The organism is Ruegeria sp. B1, from assembly GCF_056535885.1.
This window is the reverse complement of the sequence record NZ_JBQFJA010000001.1, coordinates 2,936,704-2,956,790: the sequence shown is the minus strand read 5'-3', so window position 1 is coordinate 2,956,790 and position 20,087 is coordinate 2,936,704. Positions and strand designations below refer to the sequence as shown.

Below are 20,087 nucleotides of genomic sequence, written 5' to 3'. Positions count from 1 at the left end.
GTGACCTGTTAGGCGCGAGGAGGAGATAGATGCACCACCCCCAATCCATAGACGCCGTTCAGCAGGTTTTGGGCGCGCAGGGCTATGTCTGCGGACGGGCCCTGGCCACCGTGGTGTTCCTCGCATTGAAACTCGGCCGTCCCCTGTTTCTCGAAGGTGAAGCCGGGGTTGGCAAGACCGAGATTGCCAAGGCCTTGGCCGCGGGTCTTGGGCGTCGGCTGATCAGGTTGCAGTGCTATGAGGGGCTGGATGCCTCGTCGGCGGTTTATGAGTGGAACTTTCCGGCACAGATGGTTGCGATCCGCACGGCCGAAGCGTCGGGTGGTGCAGATCGAACCGCGTTGCAGGCCGAGCTGTTCTCGGACGATTTCCTGATCGAACGCCCCTTGTTGCAGGCGATGCGACCGGATGAAAACGGCGCGCCAGTGCTGCTGATCGACGAGCTGGACCGGACGGACGAACCATTTGAGGCCTTCCTGCTCGAGGCTCTCAGCGATTTTCAGGTGACCATCCCCGAACTGGGCACGCTGCATGCCCTGGAACCACCCATCGTGTTTGTCACCTCCAACCGCACGCGCGAAGTGCATGATGCGCTCAAGCGCCGCTGCCTGTACCACTGGGTCGATTACCCCGATTTCGACCGCGAGATTGAGATCCTGCACGCCCGCGCGCCCGAAGCCGCCGAGGCGCTCAGCCGCGAGGTTGTGGCTTTTGTTCAGCGCCTGCGCACCGAGGACCTGTTCAAGAAACCCGGCGTTGCGGAAACCATCGACTGGGCCAAGTGTTTGCTGGCGCTGGATGTCATCAACCTGAGCCCCGAAGTGATCGGCGACACGTTAGGTGCGATCCTCAAGTACCAGGACGACATCCAGAAACTGCAAGGCTCTGAGGCTAAGCGTATTCTGGATGAAGCCAAAGCTGAATTGGAGCCTGTCTAATCCAATGTCCGCCGCACCTGTTATCCATATCGGCGGCTGGCCGGGCGTTGGCAAAATGACAATTGGGCGGATAGTGGCAGAGACTTTGGGCGGGCGCCTGATCCATAATCATTTGATGCTGGATGCAACGCGCGCAATTTACGCACGCGACGCGCAAGAGAGCGTTGAAATGCGTGAAGAGGTTCGTGAGCCCATTCTCACGCATGCCCGCCGGTTGCCCAAGGACGTACCCATCGTTTTTACAGATGCGTTGGCGGACGAACCAGCCGCTGTTCCATTGTTTCAGCCAAAACTTGACTTTGCCAAAGACCGCAACGCGCCTTTGCGTCTTTTTGTGCTGGACGCCTCCATTGAAGAGAACCAACGCAGGCTGCAAGATCCGGCGCGCTTTGGTGGCGCGAAGCTGACAGATTCCGATGTCCTGAAGACCATTCGAGGTTCCAATAAATTGTTCGTTCCGGAAGGGACCGTGGTGATCGATGTAACACATATGACGGCAGAGACCGCAGCGGCGGCCATTGTTCAGCGTTTGGAGCGGTCGCGTGGCTGAACAACTGCCCCTGAACATCCCCGAGAGCCCCAAGCTGGCGCAGAATATCACCCATTTCGCACGCGCTTTGCGCAAGGCTGGGCTGCCCATTGGGACGGGTCGCGTGGTGGATGCGATTCGCGCTGTTCAGGCCGCTGGCTTCACCCAACGACAGGACTTCTACTGGACACTGCACGCCTGTTTCGTCAGTCGACCGGAGCACCGCACTGTTTTTGCACAAGTCTTCCGTCTTTATTGGCGCGACCCGCGATATCTTGAACACATGATGTCCATGATGTTGCCCGCCATCCGGGGCGTACAAGAAGAGCGCAAGGCGGATGCTGGCGAAAAGCGGGCTGCCGAGGCGCTGTTGGACGGGGTGGAGCGCGACCTTCCCGACCCGACCGACGGTGAGGGTGAAACCGAGCTGGACATCGACGCATCACAAACTGCGTCATCTGAGGAACGCTTGCGCAGCCTTGATTTTGAACAGATGAGCACGGCTGAAATGGCCCGGGCCAAGCGCATTCTGGCCAGCCTCACCTTGCCCGTCAAACCCATTGAAACCCGGCGTGGCCAAGCCAGTCATCTGGGACATCGAATTGACCGTGCCCGCACCCTGCGCGCGGCGATGCGGCAAGGCGGAGAGCTACGCAATATTGCCCGGATGAAACCAAAGCCGCGCTGGCCCAATCTTGTGGTGCTGTGCGATATCTCGGGCTCGATGAGCCAGTACAGCCGCATCATCCTGCATTTCCTGCATACCGTTTCGAACGCAAAAGGTGCGGGATGGGCCAAGGTGCACGCCTTTACCTTCGGAACCCGGCTGACCAATATCACCCGTCACCTGCAGCAGCGCGACGTGGATGCAGCGCTGGCTGCCGCCGGAGCGGAAGCCCAGGACTGGGAGGGCGGCACCCGGATCGGAGAATGCCTGCATGCGTTCAACCGGGACTGGTCGCGCCGGGTCATGGGGCAGGGCGCTGTTGTCTTGCTGATCTCAGATGGGCTGGATCGGGGTGAGGCTGACGCGCTGACCAAAGAAATGGAGCGTCTTCATCTGTCCGCGCGTCGCCTGATCTGGCTCAATCCGCTGTTGCGTTGGGACGGGTTTGCTCCAAAGGCCCAGGGTATCGCCGCGATGTTGCCACATGTGGACAGCTTTCGCGCCGGTCATTCGATTGCGTCGCTGGAGGACCTGGCCGCCGTCATATCACGGCCCGAAGACGTAGGTGAGAAAGCGCGGCTGATGACCGCGCTTTCGGCCTGACTTTTAACCAAGCTGTTTCTGGTTGCACTCACGCGCCATTTCCATGGCTTTGTACGTGCCGGTCAGATCGACGGTGAAAGCGAATTCTTTCTCCGGAAACACCACCATGACCTTCTGTTTGGCCAGATCGTCGGCAAACTGGGGATCGTCTGACAAGACATATCCGCCAGAGTAGCCCTTGGTGATGTTGCCTTTCATCCCAGTCGCTTCGCCGACATAGATGTTGTCGCCAATCAGGATTGCCACGGCTTCTTTTTCGCCGCGCTTGATGTTGGTCTTGGCTTTTGTGAAGACGCCGACATAGCCGATGCTGCGATCTTCGGTCAGGCCCATCTGAACCACGTTCTCCGAGTCATCAACTGCCTCGATCAGGCAGGATTTCTTTTCGTTGTCGATAAAGACTTTCCAGCCTTCGACCTCGCCATAGCGCTCAAATGTGTCGGCCCACGCGGCCGTCGAGGTCAATAGGCCGAACACGGCTCCCAAAGCAAAAATGCGTTTCAACTCTCTGTCTCCATTCTGAAATAGTGGAAAGCGCGCGCCCGGTTATGCGCCGGGTGCAGAAGCAGGCTAGAGCCCAATCCGGAAACAATCAATCGGCTTCGTATTCGAATACGTAACCCTCTTTGGCGATACCCGAGACCCCATCGCCAAAGCCAGCCCATGATAGGGCCCCGCTTTTCATTGCGCCAAACCTCCCTATGTTGATCGAGAGCCTTTTGGGAGGGGCCAATGGATCGATTCGACAACAGTCCGGAAACAGCGTTGCACTGGTTTCGCAATGGGCGGGGCGCTGCCCTCGCCACGGTGGTCGAGACTTGGGGCAGCGCCCCCCGCCGCGTCGGCGCACAACTTGTCATCGGCGGCGACGGACGGATCGAAGGGTCCGTCTCTGGCGGATGCGTCGAAGGGGCCGTGATCGTCGAAGCGCTTGAAGCCATTGACGAAGGTGAGGCGCGGCTTCTGGAATTTGGGGTCAGCGACGACGACGCCTTTGCGGTTGGGCTGGCCTGCGGCGGGACCATCCGGGTGCTGGTCGAGCCGGTTGGGTCCGTCCTGCCCGAGGATATGCTGGCCGATCTGGTCGCGGCCCGTTCATCGCGCGAGCCGCTGGCCTATGAGGTCAATATCAACACGGGCCATCGGGCCCTTCGTCGTGATGCCTATAAAGCCAGATTGCGACTGGACCGGTCCGGCTTTGAAGAGGACGGCCAGACCTTTGTGGCCGTGCATAATCCGCCTTTGCGGCTGATTGTTGTCGGGGCGGTTCACATTGCTCAGGCGCTGGTGCCGATGGCGCGGATCGCGGGCTATGACCCGGCCATTGTCGATCCGCGCGAAGCTTTTGCGTCGAAAACGCGGTTCCCCGAGGAAAAAATCCTGACCGACTGGCCGGACGAAGCTGTTGCCAAGCTGGGATTGGATTCGCGGACGGCTGTGGTTCTGCTGACCCATGATCCGAAACTGGACGACCCGGCGCTGCATGCCGCGTTGAATGCCGATGTGTTCTATATTGGCACCCTTGGATCGACACGTACGCATGCGAAACGTGTCCAGCGATTGAAAGACGAAGGCTTTTCAGAGGCACAGATTGCGCGCATTCACGGCCCGATCGGCCTCGATATCGGCGCTTCGGACCCCTCCGAGATCGCGGTTGCGATCCTTGCGCAGATGACGGCGGTTCTGCGGGGCAAGGCATGAAGTTCGGCCCGGTTCCGGTCGCCGAAGCCGATGGCGCCATATTGGCGCATTCCGTCAAGGTTGGTGGGCAGAAAATGCGCAAGGGCGTCAGACTGTTGCCCGAGCATATCTTACAATTGACCGAAGCCGGTCTTGGCGAAGTCGTGGTTGCCCGGCTGGACCCGGACGATTGCCACGAGGATGAGGCCGCACGCGCGCTGGCCGATGCCCTCACACCCGACCCGAACGCAGCCAATCTGCGCGTGACCGAGGCGTTTACCGGGCGCGTGAACCTGCTGGCGGACGGACCGGGTGTTGCGGTTCTGGATGTAAATGCGTTGGAACAGTTCAACCGGGTGAACCCGGTGATAACTGTCGCAACGGTCCCGCAATATCAGCAAATGGGCCCGGGCGGCATGGTCGCGACCATCAAGGTCATTTCATATGCCGTTTCGCGCGCTGACGTGCAGCGGGCCGCTAATCTGGCGACGGATACAATTCGGTTGGTCAGACCGGTGCATCAAACCGCCGGTCTGATCGTAACGGATATTCCCGGTGGACCGTCCAACGACAAAGGCATCGCCGCCATTCGCGGGCGGGTCGAGGCACTGGGGATGGACCTGTGTGATGTGGAAATCGTCCCACATCGCACCGATACGCTGTCTGCGGCGATTGCCGAGATTGGTGGGGATCTGACGATGATCCTGACGGGCTCGGCCACCTCGGATGTCGATGATGTTGCGCCGGCCGCAGTTCGGGACGCGGGCGGACGGGTGGACCGGTTCGGTATGCCGGTCGACCCTGGCAATCTGTTGTTTCTCGGTGAGCTTGGGGACCGTCCGGTGATCGGTTTGCCGGGCTGCGCACGGTCGCCCGCGCTGAACGGCGCAGATTGGGTTCTGTCCCGTGTGGCTTGCGGAATCGAAACCACCGGTATCGATATTGCTGGCATGGGTGTGGGCGGCTTGCTCAAGGAAATACCGACCAGACCCCAGCCCCGGGCGCAGCGCAGAAAGTGACGTAGCGGCACGTTTGCCCTGCCAAGCAGTCGCTATACGTGGTGAAAATTAGACGCCGACTCCGCTCTGCCATGCAGCGAAAATTTTTGTTCTCAAACGAAAATTCCCGTGTTTAACTCGGGGTAATCAAGAATACCAAATGGGAGGAACTTATGACACAGGTCTCAATGACCGTGAACGGTAAACCCGTGAGTGGTGATGTCGAAGGCCGGACGTTGCTGTCCAGTTTTCTGCGCGACCATCTGTCTCTGACCGGTACACATGTCGGCTGTGACACGGCGCAATGCGGGGCCTGCGTGGTCCATGTGGATGGCGAGGCGGTCAAGTCCTGCAACATGTTTGCTCTGGAAGCGGACGGTGCTGAGGTTGCAACGATCGAAGGACAGGCCAACGCCGACGGCTCGCTGAATGTAATCCAACAGGCGTTTCAGGATCACCACGGTCTGCAATGTGGCTTCTGTACGCCGGGCATGGTGATGAGCGCTGCGGCACTGCTCAAGGACAACCCGCGTCCGACCGAGGCGGAAATCCGCAAGTACCTTGAGGGCAATCTGTGTCGGTGCACCGGATACCACAACATTGTGAAAGCGATCATGGCCGCTTCGGGTCAGGACGCATCCAGCATCGCCGCCGAATAAATCGGTCTCAGAATTTTCGACGAAAATTCTTCTTCAGGGAGGAGAACAAGCAATGCCCAAAGACAGTGGCATCGGAGCCAGTTCCAAGCGGCGCGAGGACGTGCGCTTTCTGACCGGAGCAGGCAATTACACCGACGACATCAACGTGGCCGGACAGGCCTATGTTCATTTCCTGCGCTCGGATATCGCGCATGGCCGGATCAAATCACTCGACACATCGGCGGCTGAGGCCATGCCGGGCGTGGTCAAAGTGTTCACCGGCAAGGATTTCGAAGGCGTGGGCGGCATGCCCTGCGGCTGGGAGGTGACGGACAAGCATGGTGCGCCCATGCAGGAGCCTGCGCATCCCATTCTGGCCCAGGGCAAGGTCCGCCATGTGGGCGATCCGATTGCCGCCGTGGTGGCCGACAGCCTGGAGCAGGCCCGCGATGCAGCTGAGGCGATTGATCTTGATATCGAGGAACTGCCCGCGGTGATCGACATGAAGGCCGCCGCGCAGGAAGGTGCTGTGCTGGTCCATGACGATCTGAAGAACAACATCTGCTATGACTGGCAGCTGGGTGAGACCGACGACGCCAAGGTCAATGAGGTCTTCGCCAGTGCGGCCCATGTGACCACGCTGGACCTCGTCAACAACCGCCTGGTCGCCAACCCGATGGAACCGCGCGTGGCGGTGGGTGAGTATAAACGCGGCACGGATGAGTACACGCTCTATACCACGTCGCAGAACCCGCATGTGATCCGCTTGCTGATGTGCGCCTTTGTGCTGGGCCTGCCCGAGCATAAGGTCCGCGTGGTGGCCCCGGATGTGGGCGGCGGTTTTGGCACCAAGATCTTCCACTATGCGGAAGAGGCGTTCTGTACCTTCGCCGCCAAGGCCTGCAACAGGCCCGTAAAGTGGACCTCCAGCCGGTCCGAGGCGTTCATGTCGGACGCCCATGGCCGGGATCATGTCAGCAAAATCGAACTGGCGCTGGATGCAGACAATAACTTCATCGGGTTGCGGACCAACACCTACGCGAACCTTGGCGCGTATTTGTCGACCTTCTCCAGCTCCGTGCCCACATGGCTGCACGGCACGCTGATGGCGGGCAATTACAAGACGCCGGTCATTCAGGTGAATGTGAAGGCGATGTTCACCAACACGGTGCCGGTGGATGCCTATCGCGGCGCGGGCCGGCCCGAGGCAACGTTCCAGTTGGAGCGTGTCGTGGACAAGGCCGCGCGCGAGTTGGGCGTCGATCCGATTGCCCTGCGCCGTCAGAACTTCATCACCCAGTTCCCCTATGACACGCCGGTCGCGCTGACCTATGACACCGGGGATTACAACGGGACGATGGACAAGCTTGAGGCCGCCGCCGATCTGGCAGGCTTTGCCGCGCGCCGGGCGCAAAGCGAGGCCAAGGGCAAGCTGCGGGGTCTGGGCATCAACTGCTATATCGAGGCGTGTGGCATTGCGCCGTCGAACATCGTGGGCATGTTGGGGGCCCGGGCGGGTCTTTATGACGCCGCCACCGTGCGGGTGAATGCCACCGGTTCGATCAGCGTCATGGTCGGTGCGCATAGCCACGGGCAGGGGCATGAGACGGCTTTCCCGCAGGTTGTGGCCGACATGATCGGCATCGACGAGTCGATGGTCGAGATCGTGCATGGCGATACCTCGAAGATCCCCTTTGGCATGGGCACCTATGGCTCGCGCAGCCTTGCGGTCTGTGGCTCGGCCATGGTGAAGGCCACCGAGAAGGTGATCGACAAGGCCAAGAAGATCGCGGCCCACCTGCTGGAAGCCTCGGAGGCGGATATCGAGCTGAAGGACGGTCAGTTCAGCGTTGCGGGCACCGACAAGTCGGTGGCCTGGGGCGATGTGACCCTGACGGCCTATGTGCCGCATAACTTCCCGCTGGAGGTTGAGCCGGGGCTGGAGGAGACCGCGTTCTACGACCCGGCCAACTTCACCTTCCCGGCAGGCGCGTATGCCTGCGAGGTCGAACTGGACCCCGAGACCGGGCAAGTTACGATTGAGGCCTTCACGGCTGCGGATGACTTTGGCAACATTGTCAACCCAATGATCGTGGATGGTCAGGTGCATGGCGGGATCGGTCAGGGCATCGGTCAGGCGCTGTTGGAGAACTGCGCCTATGACGAAAACGGCCAGCTGCTGAGCGGGTCCTTCATGGACTATGCGATGCCACGCGCTGATGACGTGCCGTTTTACGGCGTGGATCATTCCAGCCAGACACCTTGCACGCACAACCCGCTGGGCGTGAAGGGCTGTGGTGAAGCCGGTGCGATCGGCTCGCCGCCGGCTGTGGTCAATGCAGTTCTGGATGCGATGACCTCCGGCGGCAAGGCGGTGGATCATATCGACATGCCGGTGAGCCCGTCGCGCGTCTGGGCCGCGATGAACAGCTGAGTTGAGAGGGCGGGTGCGAGGGGCCAGCCCCTCGCGCTCCCCGGAGTACTTCCAAAAAGATGAAGAGCGGAGGAGTGCTCTTCGGAAAGGACGACGAAATGTATAATTTCGAGTTTGAGAAGCCCGCGACGATTGCGGATGCGGTTGCGGCATTGGGGGCTGAAGACGCGCAGGCGTTCGGGGGTGGTCAGACGCTGATCCCGACCTTGAAACAGCGGTTGGCGGCCCCATCCGCGTTGGTCGCACTGAGCGGGATTACCGAAATGAAGGGTGTGTGTGTCGAAGATGATGGCTCGGTCAGCATCGGCGGCGCGACCACCCACGCCGCGGTGGCGCGGGATGCAGCGGAGAGCTACCCGGGGCTGGCGGCACTGGCAGGCCAGATTGGCGATCCGGCGGTGCGCAATCGCGGGACCATCGGCGGGTCGATTGCCAACAATGACCCGGCGGCCTGTTATCCGGCAGGTGTGTTGGGGTCGGGTGCAGTGATCGTGACGAACTCGCGTCAGATCGCGGCGGACGATTTCTTTGAGGGGATGTTCAGCACGGCCCTGGAGGAAGGGGAAATCATAACGTCGGTGCGGTTCCCGGTACCGCAGGCAGCGAGCTATCAGAAGTTCCTTCAGCCAGCATCACGCTTTGCTTTGGTGGGAGTCTTTCTGGCGCGGTTTGCAGATGGCGTGCGGGTTGCCGTCACCGGTGCCAGCGAAGACGGCGTGTTCCGCTGGTCGGAAGCCGAACAGGCGCTGAGCAAGGAGTTCCGGCCTGACGCGCTGATGGACCTTCAGGTCAACTCGATGAACATGATCGGCGATCTGCACGGCAGCAAGGACTATCGTGCACATCTGGTCGGCGTCATGACCAAACGCGCCGTTCAAGCGACCATGTGAGTTGTCCAGATAGCAGGACCTGGCCCCGGCTGATCTGGCCGGGGTTTGTCATTTGCGGCGTAGTCTGGGTGGCTTTGACGGTTGCCAATAGGCCCCGGTGTCCTCGCGGGCCTTTTGATACGCGTCGACCCGTTTGCGTGCCTCCGCGCCACCTGCGGCAAAGAGATGGCCCAACAGGCATTCCAGAACCGCCATCGCCCCCGAGAAGCTTGAGAAATGGTGCAGGGATCGCGTGGTGACCTGAAAGGTGACATCAGCCCGAAGGCCCGGTGCGATCACGTTGCTGTCAGAGATCAGAATGATCCGTGAACCTTTGTCTCGGGCAAACCGCATGGATCGGATCGTGTCTGCGGAATAGGGACGCACCGTGATGGCCAAAAGGCAGTCACCCTGACCCGCCTCCAGCAGGTCGTCGACTGCCGATCCCATATGCCGGGGGATAAGGTGCAGCCCGGGATGTGCCATCCGCCCGGCGTAGTGAAAACAGTATGCCAGGGCAAAGCTGGCGCGGGTGGCTGTGACAAAGCATCTGTTCGATCCCAGGATCAGCTGCGCCGCCTCTTGTGTTTTCTGCGGATCCATGAGGCGCAAAGATCGCGTCACGACATTTAGTTCGTTCTGCGCGAAATTCGCCTGCGCGGCACTGAATTCATCCTGCGTGCGCAGGCGTTTCAACCAGTCTTGGTGCAGGCGCTCTTCGCCATCCGTGGTCAGGGCCTGCCGGAACGGTCGCCGAAACGCATCGAATCCATCAAATCCCAGCCGGTGTGCCAGCCGGACCAAAACGTTCGAGCTGACGCCGATTTTGCCTGCCGTGGTTCGGATGGGATCGATGCCGAAATCGGCGGGATGATCGATAATGTACTTCGCCGCGGCCTGAAGCTGGACGGGCATGTCGTCTATGGTGCGCCGCAGGTTGTCGGTGAGTTGGGTCGGTGTAGGGGTCATGACTCAAGAAAAACATATGTTCTGTCATTGGCAAGTTGAAAACACTGCGCCGACAGATAGATGGGCAAAGGCAGCAGGAGAGATGGCCATGGTCGAGACCCAACCGCAGGCGGAACTGACAGGGCGGAAACCCTACATTCTTGTCGCGCCTAATGGTGCGCGGCGCAGTCCGGGGGATCACCCGGCGCTTCCGGTTTCGACGGATCAGATCGTGAAAACCGCGCTGGGATGCTTTGACGCAGGGGCGCGGGGGATACATCTGCATGTTCGGGACGATCAAGGCCAGCACTCTCTTGACGCAGGGCGCTATCTTGAAACGATTGCCGCCGTACGATCAGAAGCCCCGCTGATGGACATTCAGATTACCACCGAAGCTGCCGGTCTGTATGATGTCGACGCACAGTTTGAGTGCCTGCAATCGGTGCGTCCGGACTGGGCCTCAGTTTCCGTGCGGGAGATTGCGCGCGCGCCGGAGATGGCCGACAAGGTCTATGGGCTGTGTGCAGAGCAGGGCACCCGCGTGCAGCATATTCTCTATGATGCCGAGGATTGTAGGATGCTGGATCGCTGGCAGCGGTCAGGCATTGTGCGCCCGGATCAGGTGGACCGCCTGTTGGTGCTGGGCCGCTACACTGAAAATCAGGAATCGGCACCAGAGAATATCGACGAGTTTCCGCAAACTGATGCACCCTGGATGGTCTGCGCTTTTGGGACGCAGGAACACAGATGCCTACAGGCGTCAGCGCAACGTGGCGGTGATGTGCGTGTCGGATTTGAAAACAGCCTGACAGATGCTGACGGGCGGAGTTGGACAGACAATGCGGCCTCCGTTGCTGCGCTGGTGGCCCTGTTGGAAAGGACAGTCAGATGAGCCATGTATTTCCTAGACACACGAAATCAGACCTGCCCATCGCAGCGGGCGGGGATGGCTGTTACCTGATCGATACGCAAGGACGGCGCTATCTGGACTGCGGCGACGCGGCGGTGTCCTGTTTGGGTCATTCCAATCCCGCTGTGGTGCGAGCGGTTCAGGATCAGGTGGAACAGATCGCATTTGCGCATAGCGGGTTCATGACATCCGAACCCGCGGAGGCGTTGGCGGACTTGCTAATCAAACATGCGCCGGGCGATCTGGACCGTGTGTATTTCGTATCCGGCGGGTCAGAGGCCACCGAGGCTGCGATCAAGCTGGCACGCCAGTATTACCTGGAAATCGGCCAGATCGAACGCCGCCATATCATTGCCCGGCGGCAAAGCTATCACGGCAACACACTGGGCGCTCTTTCAGCTGGTGGAAATGCGTGGAGACGGGCTCAGTTCGCGCCGATGCTGATCGATATGACACATATCTCGGCCTGCTACGAATATGCGGAAAAGCCCAAGGACGAGAGCAGCTATGATTATGGTCAGCGCATTGCCAATGAATTAGAGGCGGAAATCCTGCGCCTGGGGCCGGACACCGTGATGGCCTTTATGGCGGAACCGGTTGTGGGGGCCACATTGGGTGCGGTTCCGGCGGTAGAGGGGTATTTCCGGCGGATCCGCGAGATTTGTGATCAGTACGGCGTGTTGCTGATTCTGGATGAGGTCATGTGCGGCATGGGGCGGACGGGGCATTTGTTTGCCTGCGACCATGATGGCGTCGCGCCGGACATTCTGTGCATCGCCAAGGGCTTGGGGGCGGGGTATCAACCCATCGGTGCGATGCTGTGCACAGGACGGATTTACGACGCGATCCGGAATGAATCGGGTTTCTTTCAGCACGGTCATACCTATGTGGGCCATCCTGTTGCGACCGCAGCCGCTCTGGCCGTGATCCGGGAACTGACCGGACGCGACCTGCCAGCGCGGGCGCGTGTTATGGGCGACAAAGTGCAGTCCGCGCTGGAGGCGGCGTTTGGCCAGCACCCCCATGTCGGCGATATCCGGGGGCGGGGGCTGTTTCGGGGGATCGAATTGGTTGCTGATCGCGACAGCAAGGCCCCGCTCGATCCTTCGTTGGGCACGGCCGGACAGATCAAGAAAGCGGCCATGGTCGCAGGGCTGATCTGTTATCCGATGTCGGGAACCCGCGATGGTAGGGTCGGGGACCATATCCTTTTGGCGCCGCCGTTCATTATTGAAGATCATCAGGTGGACGAACTGGTGACAAAGTTGGATCGGGCTATAGCAGCAGTGATTTAGAGACACCTAGTCTGCTGTTTTCAAGTTGTTAAAGCCAAAAGAAAAAAGGCCCGCGCAATCCTGCGAGAGCCTTTGAATTCGACATGTAACTCAGATTACTTCTGAGGCATCGGCCCGATCATCATAATCATCTGACGGCCTTCCATTTTCGGCATGTTCTCGATCTTGCCGACCTCTTTAATGTCTTCTGCCACACGTTCGAGAAGCTCGCGGCCCAGATTCTGGTGCGCCATTTCACGGCCCCGAAACCGCAGGGTCACTTTGACCTTGTCGCCGTTGTCGAGGAATTTGAATACGTTGCGCATTTTGACATCATAGTCATGCGTATCGGTGTTGGGCCGGAATTTGACCTCTTTCACCTCGATGACTTTTTGCTTTTTGCGCGCTTCGCTTTCGCGTTTCTGCTGTTCGTACTTATACTTACCAAAATCCATGATCTTGCAAACGGGCGGGTTTGCATTCGGCGAAATCTCGACCAGATCCAGACCAACATCGGCTGCCATTTGCATCGCTTTGGCGGGATGAACCACCCCGACATTCTCGCCTTCAGCGCCAATCAGGCGAATTTCGGGGGCACGGATTTTATCATTGACGCGCGGTCCGGTATCTCTTTGCGGTGGCGCGTTGTGAGGTCTGCGAGCTATGGGTTCATTCCTTTGATGATTGCAGAAATTCGAGCCCGGAATTTAGACTGCCCCGCGCGCCGTTTCAAGCGCCATAAACATGGAAATGCCTGAATCTCGCCGGTTTCACAGCCATCGATCGAAACCGGTCAGGGCCTAAGGCCCCGACCAAGCACCCAGTCAGCCGACAAAGGCTTTTTCTATGACGAATTCTTTGGGTTCCGAATTTGCCCCTTCGCGCAGACCATACTCTTCCAGGATTGCCTTGATATCCAAATTGAAGGCCAGCGAGCCGCAGACCATGGCCCGGTCGGTTTCGGGTTGGATGCCACCGTCAATGCCAAGATCGGCAAACACGGTTCCGTCTTTCAGCAAGTTGGTGATGCGCCCCATTTTGGGGCTCTCTTCCCGGGTGGTGGTCGGGTAATAGCGGATCTTGTCGGCAAAGCCTTCGCCGATCAGTTCGGCCAGCAACTCGTCCTGCCGAACGTTTTCGATCAATTGACGGCCAAATTCCAGTTCGGCCACTTCCCGACACGTGTGGGTGACGATGACCTCGTCGTAGTCTTCGTAAGTTTGCGGCTCGCGCAGCAGCGAGGCAAAGGGCGCAAAACCCGTGCCCGTGGCAAACAGCCAGAGGCGCTTGCCCGGCAACAAGGCGTCGTGGACCAGCGTGCCAACCGGTTTTGGCCGCAGGATGATCTGATCACCCGGTTTGATGTGCTGCAATTTCGATGTCAGTGGGCCGTTTTGCACCTTGATCGAGTAAAACTCAAGTTCTTCATCCCAAGAGGGCGAGGCAATGGAATAGGCGCGCAGCAGAGGTTTGCCATTGTCCCCAAGCAAACCGATCATCACAAACTCACCGGACCGAAAGCGCAGTGAGGCGGGGCGCGTCACCTTGAAGGAAAACAGGTTGTCGGTCCAATGCTTGACATCGGTGACGGTCTGGGCGTCCGGCAGGACGGGGGCCTTTACGGCAGTGGCTTCGGTCACGGGTCTCATCTCTGTCATCGTTTCACCACCGGTCTGTTAAACCGGCCTCTCCGTTTAAGCTTTGATTCAGGTCATGAAAAGGGGGTAGGTGCCCCTGCGTTTCTCTGGCTGGCGATTTGCGGCTCTAGCCGCGCAGGCGTGCCTGATAGTTGTTGTCTTTCCAGTTCGCCCGGGCCAGCCAGTGATCCTCGGGCTGACGGGCGGCCAGATCGTTATCGATCTCAACCTCATCAAAGCCGCTGCGGCGGGCCATGGCATATTGGTCCGCCAGAACATGCCCCTTGGCGCGCAAACGGCCGGTGAACCCTTTCAGGCGCAAGACGCGGGCAATCGTGAATCCGCGCCCATCGGCCGAAGACGGGAAGTCCACGCGCACCATTTGCGCACTGCCCAGCCGGTCGATCAGGTCATCGGGATCGGTATCCGAGGCCACGTCCAAGGCAACGACGTCATTTGCCGCATCTTCCAGTGTGACGTAGCCATCGGTCCAGTCGTCAGGGCCGAACCCTGCATCCGTTACAATTACACTCATGTCGTTTCTCCAGCGCGCATCATCTTGCCGTCGACAAAATGGATGCCGCATTCTTCCTTGTTCTGATCGCGCCAGCGTCCGGCGCGGGGATCTTCGCCCTCTTTGACCGGCGACGTGCAGGGCGCACAGCCAATCGAAGGGTATCCTTTGGCCACCAGCGGGTGCCGGGGCAGGTTGTTTTCGTGCATGTAGGTGCGCACGTCCTCGGGCGCCCAATGGGCCAGCGGATTGACCTTGATCCGTCCGGTGCCATCCTCGACCTCGAAAAAATCGAGCGCGGCTCGGGATCCGGCCTGAAAGCGTTTGCGCCCGGTGATCCAGCCGTCATAGCCCGACAGGGCCTTTTGCAGTGGAAAAGTCTTGCGCAGGTTGCAGCAGGCATCCATGTCACGCAGCCGTAATGCGCCATAGGGGTCTTCGCGTTCAATGTCCTCCTCATCCGCCCGGATGATGTGAACATTGCTGAGGCCCAGCCGCTCGCTGACCTCTTGCTGGTATGCCAGCGTTTCGGCAAACAGCATCTGCGTGTCGATGAACAGGACGGGTGTCGCCTTGTCGACAACCGCCGCCATGTGCAGCAGAACCACCGATTCCGCCCCAAAGCTGGAAACCAGAGCAAGCGCGTCAATCTCCTCAATCGCGCCATGCATCACATCATGTGCACTGTGGTGGCGGAACCGGGCGTTCAGCGCGTTGACCTTTTCGGTCAGTTCACGTCTGTCCCGGCCCAGTTCCGTCTGGATCAGGTCAAGCGGCATTCGCCCGAGCCTCGGGATAGAGGGCGGCCTTGAACGGAGCCATACCGACGCGGCGGTAGGTTTCCAGGAAAGTCTCCTCTGCGCTATCACGTTGCTCTAGATACGCGTCTACGATGCGTTCGACGGCGGGTACGATTTCGTCATAGGCAAAGCCCGGACCGGTGCGATCGCCGATTGCAGCCGTTTCGGTGCCATCACCCCCCAGAGTGATCTGGTAGTTTTCGACGCCTGCGCGATCCAGCCCCAGAATACCGATATGGCCGACATGGTGATGACCACAGGCGTTGATGCAGCCCGAGATCTTGATCTTCAGGTGACCAATATCATGCTCCAGCTTAAGGTCTTCGAACCGGGTCGCGATCTGCTGCGCCACGGGGATGGACCGCGCGGTTGCCAGCGCGCAGTAGTCCATGCCGGGGCAGGCAATGATGTCGCTGATCAGGCCGATATTGGCCGTGGCCAGTTCATATTCCTTCAACTTCGCGTGGAGCGCGGGCAGGTCCGACTTGTGGACATGCGGCAGGATCACGTTCTGCTCGTGGCTGATGCGCAGCTCGTCATAGGCATACTTTTCCGCCAGATCGGCCATCACGCGCATCTGCTCGGCAGTTGCATCGCCCGGCGTCTGGCCATGCTTCTTGATCGAGATGGTCACAATCGCGTGGTCCGCGTTCTTGTGCGGCGCAATGTTGGTGTCAACCCATGAGCGGAAGACCGGATCGTTGGTATAGGCGCCCTCAAACGAGGCAACCGAACCCTCACGGAAGGTTGGAGGCGCAAAGTGGACTTTGATCTCGTCCAGCAGGGTCATGTCGGCACCCTTGAACTGCGGGCGCACCTTCAGGAAGCGTTCGTTAACCTTGGCGCGGATTGCGTCGATGCCATGCTCATGCACGGTGATCTTGATGCGAGCTTTGTACTTGTTGTCGCGGCGGCCGATCTGGTTCCACACGGACACGGTGGCCTCAAGGTAAGCCAGCAGATCGTCAAAGGCGACGAACTCGGACAGTTCTTTACCGATCATCGGCGTGCGACCCAGACCCCCACCCACGATGACGCGGGCACCCAGAATGCCGTCACGCTCGACCAGTTGCAGGCCGATATCATGCGCCTTGATCACGGCACGGTCGTTTTCGCTGCCGGTGATGGCGATCTTGAACTTGCGCGGCATAAACTGGAATTCCGGGTGATCCGTCGACCACTGGCGCAGCAGTTCCGCATAGGGGCGTGGATCGGCGACCTCATCTGCGGCCGCACCGGCGAAGTGGTCGGCGGTCACGTTGCGGATCGTGTTGCCCGAGGTCTGGATGGCGTGCATGCCAACCTCGGCCAGCGCGTCCAGCATATCCGGCACGTCTTTCAGTTTGGGCCAGTTGTACTGGATGTTCTGACGCGTGGTGAAGTGGCCGTAGCCTTTGTCCCACTTTTCTGCCAGCAAGGCGAGCTGACGCATCTGCGCGCTCGACAAGGTGCCATAGGGAACCGCGACGCGCAGCATGTAGGCGTGCAGCTGCAGATACAGACCATTCATAAGACGCAGAGGCTTGAATTCATCTTCGGTCAACGAGCCGTCGATACGGCGCTCGACCTGCGCGCGGAACTGCGCATTGCGTTCTTCCAGAAAGGCTGTGTCAAACTCGGAGTAGCGATACATGTCTAGCTGTCCTTAGGTGCAGCCCCGGACCCGGGGCCTTGAGAAGGGGAGAGAGGGGCCTGTTGTCAGGCCCGGGGCTGCGGGGAAGTTTCCTGTTTCCCGTGGGCATAGTTGGACGGGCCAGTGCGGCGGAAATCCTCCCGAAAATGGGTGGGTTCGGGGCCGTTTTCACCGGCCTCGGCGTCAGCCAGATAAGCCCCCACAATCTTGCCTGCCTGACGCTGAGCATCCAACAGGCGAACCTGCGCATGGGCCTCGTCGGTGATCAACTCCGCCTCGGACAGATCACGCGACCAGACATCATCTTCGGTCTGATAAATCACGTCGCCTTCCAGCAGATCGTTTGCAGTGACGACTTTGGGGGTAAACACGCGGGGCATCAGGCAAGCTCCTTTTCGAAATCGGACACAGCCTGAACCGCCTCGCGCGGCGCCAGGCCATAGAATATCAGCGCCGGACCGTTCATGTCGGCGTCAGTCAGATCTGTCGGCAACTGGTCAAGCGTGCTGGCCAGAACGCGCTGATCGGGGCGTGAGGCGTTTTCAACCAGCGTGACCGGTGTTGCGCGATCTGCCCCATGCATGATCAGACGTCCCTGAATGAAACGCGCTGATTTCTTGCCCATGTAAATGGCCGCAACCGAGCCGGACCGCGCCAGACCGTTCCAGTCATGATCGGCAAAGCCTTTCATGTCGTGACCGGTGAGAATCCGGATCGACGAATTTCGCCCACGGCGCGTCAGGCTTTGGCCGATTTCGGAAACTGCGGCAGAAGCGGCAGTGATACCGGGGACGATCCGCCAGGAAATGCCTGCGGTTTCAACAGCTTCGATCTCTTCATCCAGCCGGCCGAAAACCGTGGGGTCGCCGGACTTCAGGCGCACGATACGATTACCGTTGGCTGCATAATCGACCAGAAGCGCATCGATATCGCCTTGCTTCCAGGACGGTCCGAAACCGGCTTTGCCAACATCCACCAGCGTCGCGTGCCGACCCGCCAGCGACAGAATCTCATCGCTGATCAGGCGATCATGCAGCACAACATCCGCTTGTTCGAACGCCGACACTGCCTTGAGGGTCAGCAATTCTGGATCGCCCGGACCGGCGCCGACAAAATCGACATGTCCCACTCTGTGTGTTTCCTGGGTAAGCTGCATCAGATCGTTCCAGCTGTGGTTTGACTTGCCTCCCAATATAGGAAATATTCCCGCCAAAGCGCCATATTGCGCGGCAAATAAGAACGGGTGTTCGTTATGTACCGCGTATCAGAACACCGGTTTCGAAATGAGGGGATAATTGGAATGTCGGTGCGAATAGACGATATGGATCGGAAAATTCTGGCCGAGCTACAGCGCGATGCAAGTCAGTCGCTGGATGAAATTGCCGCCCGTGTCGGCAGTTCCAAGACACCGGTGTGGAATCGCATCCGCAAGCTCAAAGGCGCCGGGATCATAGGCCATCAGACCGTTTTGCTGGATGCCGAAGCGCTTGGATTTGAAGCAACATTCTTTGTCCTGATCCGCACGTCCGAGCATGAGGCGGACTGGCAAAGAAAGTTTCTCAAGGCGCTGCAGGATCATCCGGAAGTGCAAGAGGCTCATCGGTTAGCGGGTGACATCGATTACATCCTGAAGGTTCGGGTCAAGAATGCCCGAGCCTATGACCAGTTTTATCAGTCCCTGATCTCAGAGGTGCGCGTTCACAACGTCACGGCACTTTTATCGATGGAAGAAATCAAATCCACCACGATGCTGCCGCTGGGAGCGTTGACGCAGGCATAGTGCGGCAAGGCTCAGCCTTTGGCCTCAACGCGCAATTGGGACAATCCGTGAAAGTGGTAGCTGTCGGAGTAAAGAGGCTGATCAACAAGCCGCAGGTTCGGACGTCTGTCAAACAGGATTGGCAGGGCGATACGCATTTCCAGCCTCGCCAAAGGCGCACCGATACAGAAATGCAAGCCGCCGCCAAAGCTGGTGTTGGTCTGCACCTTGCGCCTAGGGTCAAATTCATTCGGGTTGGACCAGACAGACGGATCGCGATTTGCTGCCCCCAGCAGAAGGGCAACCTGATCTCCTCGCCGGAAGCTGTGATCGAAAAGCTCTGCGTCTCCATAGGCATAGCGCGTAAACATGTGCAGCGGCGGATCGAAGCGCAGGGTTTCTTCGACCGTCGCATCCAGAGCATTGCGCTCGAATAGCTCACCCGGCAATGCGGCCTCGAGAATCGTTTTTACGCCGTTCCCCAAGGCATGCACCGTTGCCTCGTGCCCCGCATTCAAAAGCAATACACAGGTCGCGATCAATTCGTCTCGGGACAGCTTTTCACCTTCTTCTTCAGCGGCGATCAATCGGGTGATCAGGTCATCTGCCGGTGCGCTGCGTCGTCTGCGAATGTAGTCGTCGAGGAAATCGGTGAATTCCTGCGACGATTGCGCGGCTCTGTCCTCGGTCTCGCGGGTTCTGCTGGCCTGATACATTGCGACCATGTCATGGGACCATCGCAAAAGATGTGGCGCCATGTCCTCGGGGACACCCAGCAACCTGCAGATCGCAATGACAGGGATCTGCGTGCAATACGCATCCAGCAGGTCAAAGGGTTCGGCCGGGAAAGCGTCGATCAGTGTATGACAGAGTTTCTCAATCGACGGGGTAAGGGCCGCGATGGCTCTGGACGTGAAGGCCCGCATCACCAGAGCCCGCAAGCGTGTATGTCGGGGCGGTTCTGCATCCAGCATGGAATGCGCCTCGATTGCCAGCCACGGGGCAAGGTGGTCCGCACCGGGGGTCGCGAGTTCGGCAGGCACCTCGCGCCCGAACCGACGGTCGCGAAGAAAAGCATGGACCGCCCTGTGCGAAACCGCAGCGATCATGTTGTAATCGTCCCAGTAAACCAGATCCCCAAATGCGCGGGCAATGTCGTAAAACGGGTAAGGATCTTGCACGAATCCTGGATCTGTCGGGGATTGGAACACTACCTTCATCTGCTGCAGACTTGCCATGGGGCGCTGTGAATGCAA

The 20,087-nt window shown here is 59.4% G+C and carries 21 protein-coding genes; 11 read left to right on the top strand and 10 right to left on the bottom strand.

Annotated features, from left to right (window positions below):
• The first annotated feature begins 29 nt into the window (after positions 1–29).
• The 3 genes from ACR3ES_RS14635 to ACR3ES_RS14625 are packed head-to-tail and all read left to right on the top strand — an operon-like array spanning position 30 to position 2,737.
• Positions 30–938 (top strand): AAA family ATPase, encoded by a 909-nt coding sequence (locus ACR3ES_RS14635; RefSeq protein ID WP_170430196.1) that lies wholly within the window; start codon positions 30–32, stop codon positions 936–938.
• A gap of 4 nt (positions 939–942) precedes the next feature.
• Positions 943–1,488 (top strand): GTPase domain-containing protein, encoded by a 546-nt coding sequence (locus ACR3ES_RS14630; protein ID WP_170430198.1) that lies wholly within the window; start codon positions 943–945, stop codon positions 1,486–1,488.
• Positions 1,481–2,737: a vWA domain-containing protein gene (locus ACR3ES_RS14625; RefSeq protein WP_170430199.1), complete on the top strand. Its 1,257-nt coding sequence runs from the start codon at positions 1,481–1,483 to the stop codon at positions 2,735–2,737. Before ACR3ES_RS14630 ends, ACR3ES_RS14625 begins: the two co-directional genes overlap by 8 nt.
• Before the next feature lie 3 nt (positions 2,738–2,740).
• Here ACR3ES_RS14625 and ACR3ES_RS14620 read toward each other — a convergent pair whose 3' ends face one another.
• Positions 2,741–3,241, bottom strand: a complete 501-nt coding sequence (locus ACR3ES_RS14620) for a hypothetical protein (RefSeq protein WP_170430201.1) — start codon at positions 3,239–3,241, stop codon at positions 2,741–2,743.
• 228 nt (positions 3,242–3,469) lie between these two features.
• On the opposite strand from ACR3ES_RS14620, the gene ACR3ES_RS14615 reads away from it, so the two are divergent.
• From ACR3ES_RS14615 to ACR3ES_RS14595, 5 genes are all read left to right on the top strand, one after another.
• Positions 3,470–4,438 carry an XdhC family protein gene (locus ACR3ES_RS14615; protein WP_480423785.1) on the top strand — a complete coding sequence of 323 codons (969 nt, stop codon included), beginning with the start codon at positions 3,470–3,472 and terminating at the stop codon, positions 4,436–4,438.
• Positions 4,435–5,436 (top strand): molybdopterin-binding protein, encoded by a 1,002-nt coding sequence (locus ACR3ES_RS14610; protein ID WP_170430204.1) that lies wholly within the window; start codon positions 4,435–4,437, stop codon positions 5,434–5,436. Before ACR3ES_RS14615 ends, ACR3ES_RS14610 begins: the two co-directional genes overlap by 4 nt.
• 152 nt (positions 5,437–5,588) lie before the next feature.
• Complete coding sequence (locus ACR3ES_RS14605) at positions 5,589–6,074, top strand: (2Fe-2S)-binding protein (protein WP_170430206.1); 486 nt, start codon at positions 5,589–5,591, stop codon at positions 6,072–6,074.
• Between the two features lie 52 nt (positions 6,075–6,126).
• The gene (locus ACR3ES_RS14600; protein WP_170430208.1) at positions 6,127–8,487 is read left to right on the top strand and encodes a xanthine dehydrogenase family protein molybdopterin-binding subunit; all 2,361 of its coding nucleotides are present in this window, start codon (positions 6,127–6,129) and stop codon (positions 8,485–8,487) included.
• A 98-nt stretch (positions 8,488–8,585) separates the two neighbouring features.
• Complete coding sequence (locus ACR3ES_RS14595; RefSeq protein WP_170430210.1) at positions 8,586–9,377, top strand: FAD binding domain-containing protein; 792 nt, start codon at positions 8,586–8,588, stop codon at positions 9,375–9,377.
• 48 nt (positions 9,378–9,425) lie between these two features.
• Here ACR3ES_RS14595 and ACR3ES_RS14590 read toward each other — a convergent pair whose 3' ends face one another.
• Positions 9,426–10,325, bottom strand: coding sequence for a MurR/RpiR family transcriptional regulator (locus ACR3ES_RS14590; protein ID WP_170430212.1), 900 nt, complete (start codon positions 10,323–10,325; stop codon positions 9,426–9,428).
• Between the two features lie 88 nt (positions 10,326–10,413).
• Here ACR3ES_RS14590 and ACR3ES_RS14585 point away from each other — a divergent pair, with 88 nt between their 5' ends.
• Complete coding sequence (locus tag ACR3ES_RS14585; RefSeq protein ID WP_170430214.1) at positions 10,414–11,196, top strand: beta-keto acid cleavage family enzyme; 783 nt, start codon at positions 10,414–10,416, stop codon at positions 11,194–11,196.
• Positions 11,193–12,509 carry an aspartate aminotransferase family protein gene (locus ACR3ES_RS14580; protein ID WP_480423783.1) on the top strand — a complete coding sequence of 439 codons (1,317 nt, stop codon included), beginning with the start codon at positions 11,193–11,195 and terminating at the stop codon, positions 12,507–12,509. The genes ACR3ES_RS14585 and ACR3ES_RS14580 overlap by 4 nt, the downstream gene beginning before the upstream one ends.
• A gap of 95 nt (positions 12,510–12,604) precedes the next feature.
• On the opposite strand, the gene infC is transcribed toward ACR3ES_RS14580, so the two are convergent.
• The 7 genes from infC to cobA form a co-directional block, all read right to left on the bottom strand.
• A complete protein-coding gene (infC, locus tag ACR3ES_RS14575) occupies positions 12,605–13,066 on the bottom strand; it encodes a translation initiation factor IF-3 (protein WP_480425499.1) in 462 nt (153 codons plus the stop codon).
• 246 nt (positions 13,067–13,312) lie between these two features.
• Positions 13,313–14,146: a ferredoxin--NADP reductase gene (locus tag ACR3ES_RS14570; RefSeq protein WP_170430218.1), complete on the bottom strand. Its 834-nt coding sequence runs from the start codon at positions 14,144–14,146 to the stop codon at positions 13,313–13,315.
• A gap of 106 nt (positions 14,147–14,252) precedes the next feature.
• Positions 14,253–14,660: a DUF934 domain-containing protein gene (locus tag ACR3ES_RS14565; RefSeq protein WP_170430220.1), complete on the bottom strand. Its 408-nt coding sequence runs from the start codon at positions 14,658–14,660 to the stop codon at positions 14,253–14,255.
• Positions 14,657–15,418 (bottom strand): phosphoadenylyl-sulfate reductase, encoded by a 762-nt coding sequence (locus tag ACR3ES_RS14560; RefSeq protein ID WP_170430222.1) that lies wholly within the window; start codon positions 15,416–15,418, stop codon positions 14,657–14,659. Before ACR3ES_RS14560 ends, ACR3ES_RS14565 begins: the two co-directional genes overlap by 4 nt.
• A complete protein-coding gene (locus ACR3ES_RS14555) occupies positions 15,408–17,072 on the bottom strand; it encodes a nitrite/sulfite reductase (protein ID WP_170430224.1) in 1,665 nt (554 codons plus the stop codon). Before ACR3ES_RS14555 ends, ACR3ES_RS14560 begins: the two co-directional genes overlap by 11 nt.
• A gap of 65 nt (positions 17,073–17,137) precedes the next feature.
• The gene (locus tag ACR3ES_RS14550) at positions 17,138–17,452 is read right to left on the bottom strand and encodes a DUF2849 domain-containing protein (protein ID WP_170430226.1); all 315 of its coding nucleotides are present in this window, start codon (positions 17,450–17,452) and stop codon (positions 17,138–17,140) included.
• Positions 17,452–18,228: a uroporphyrinogen-III C-methyltransferase gene (gene cobA, locus ACR3ES_RS14545; protein ID WP_170430227.1), complete on the bottom strand. Its 777-nt coding sequence runs from the start codon at positions 18,226–18,228 to the stop codon at positions 17,452–17,454. The genes ACR3ES_RS14550 and cobA overlap by 1 nt, the downstream gene beginning before the upstream one ends.
• Positions 18,229–18,372: 144 nt before the next feature.
• Between cobA and ACR3ES_RS14540 the strand changes: the two genes are divergently transcribed.
• Complete coding sequence (locus ACR3ES_RS14540) at positions 18,373–18,852, top strand: Lrp/AsnC family transcriptional regulator (protein WP_170430229.1); 480 nt, start codon at positions 18,373–18,375, stop codon at positions 18,850–18,852.
• Between the two features lie 11 nt (positions 18,853–18,863).
• On the opposite strand, the gene ACR3ES_RS14535 is transcribed toward ACR3ES_RS14540, so the two are convergent.
• The gene (locus ACR3ES_RS14535; protein WP_170430628.1) at positions 18,864–20,051 is read right to left on the bottom strand and encodes a cytochrome P450; all 1,188 of its coding nucleotides are present in this window, start codon (positions 20,049–20,051) and stop codon (positions 18,864–18,866) included.
• Positions 20,052–20,087: the final 36 nt, after the last annotated feature.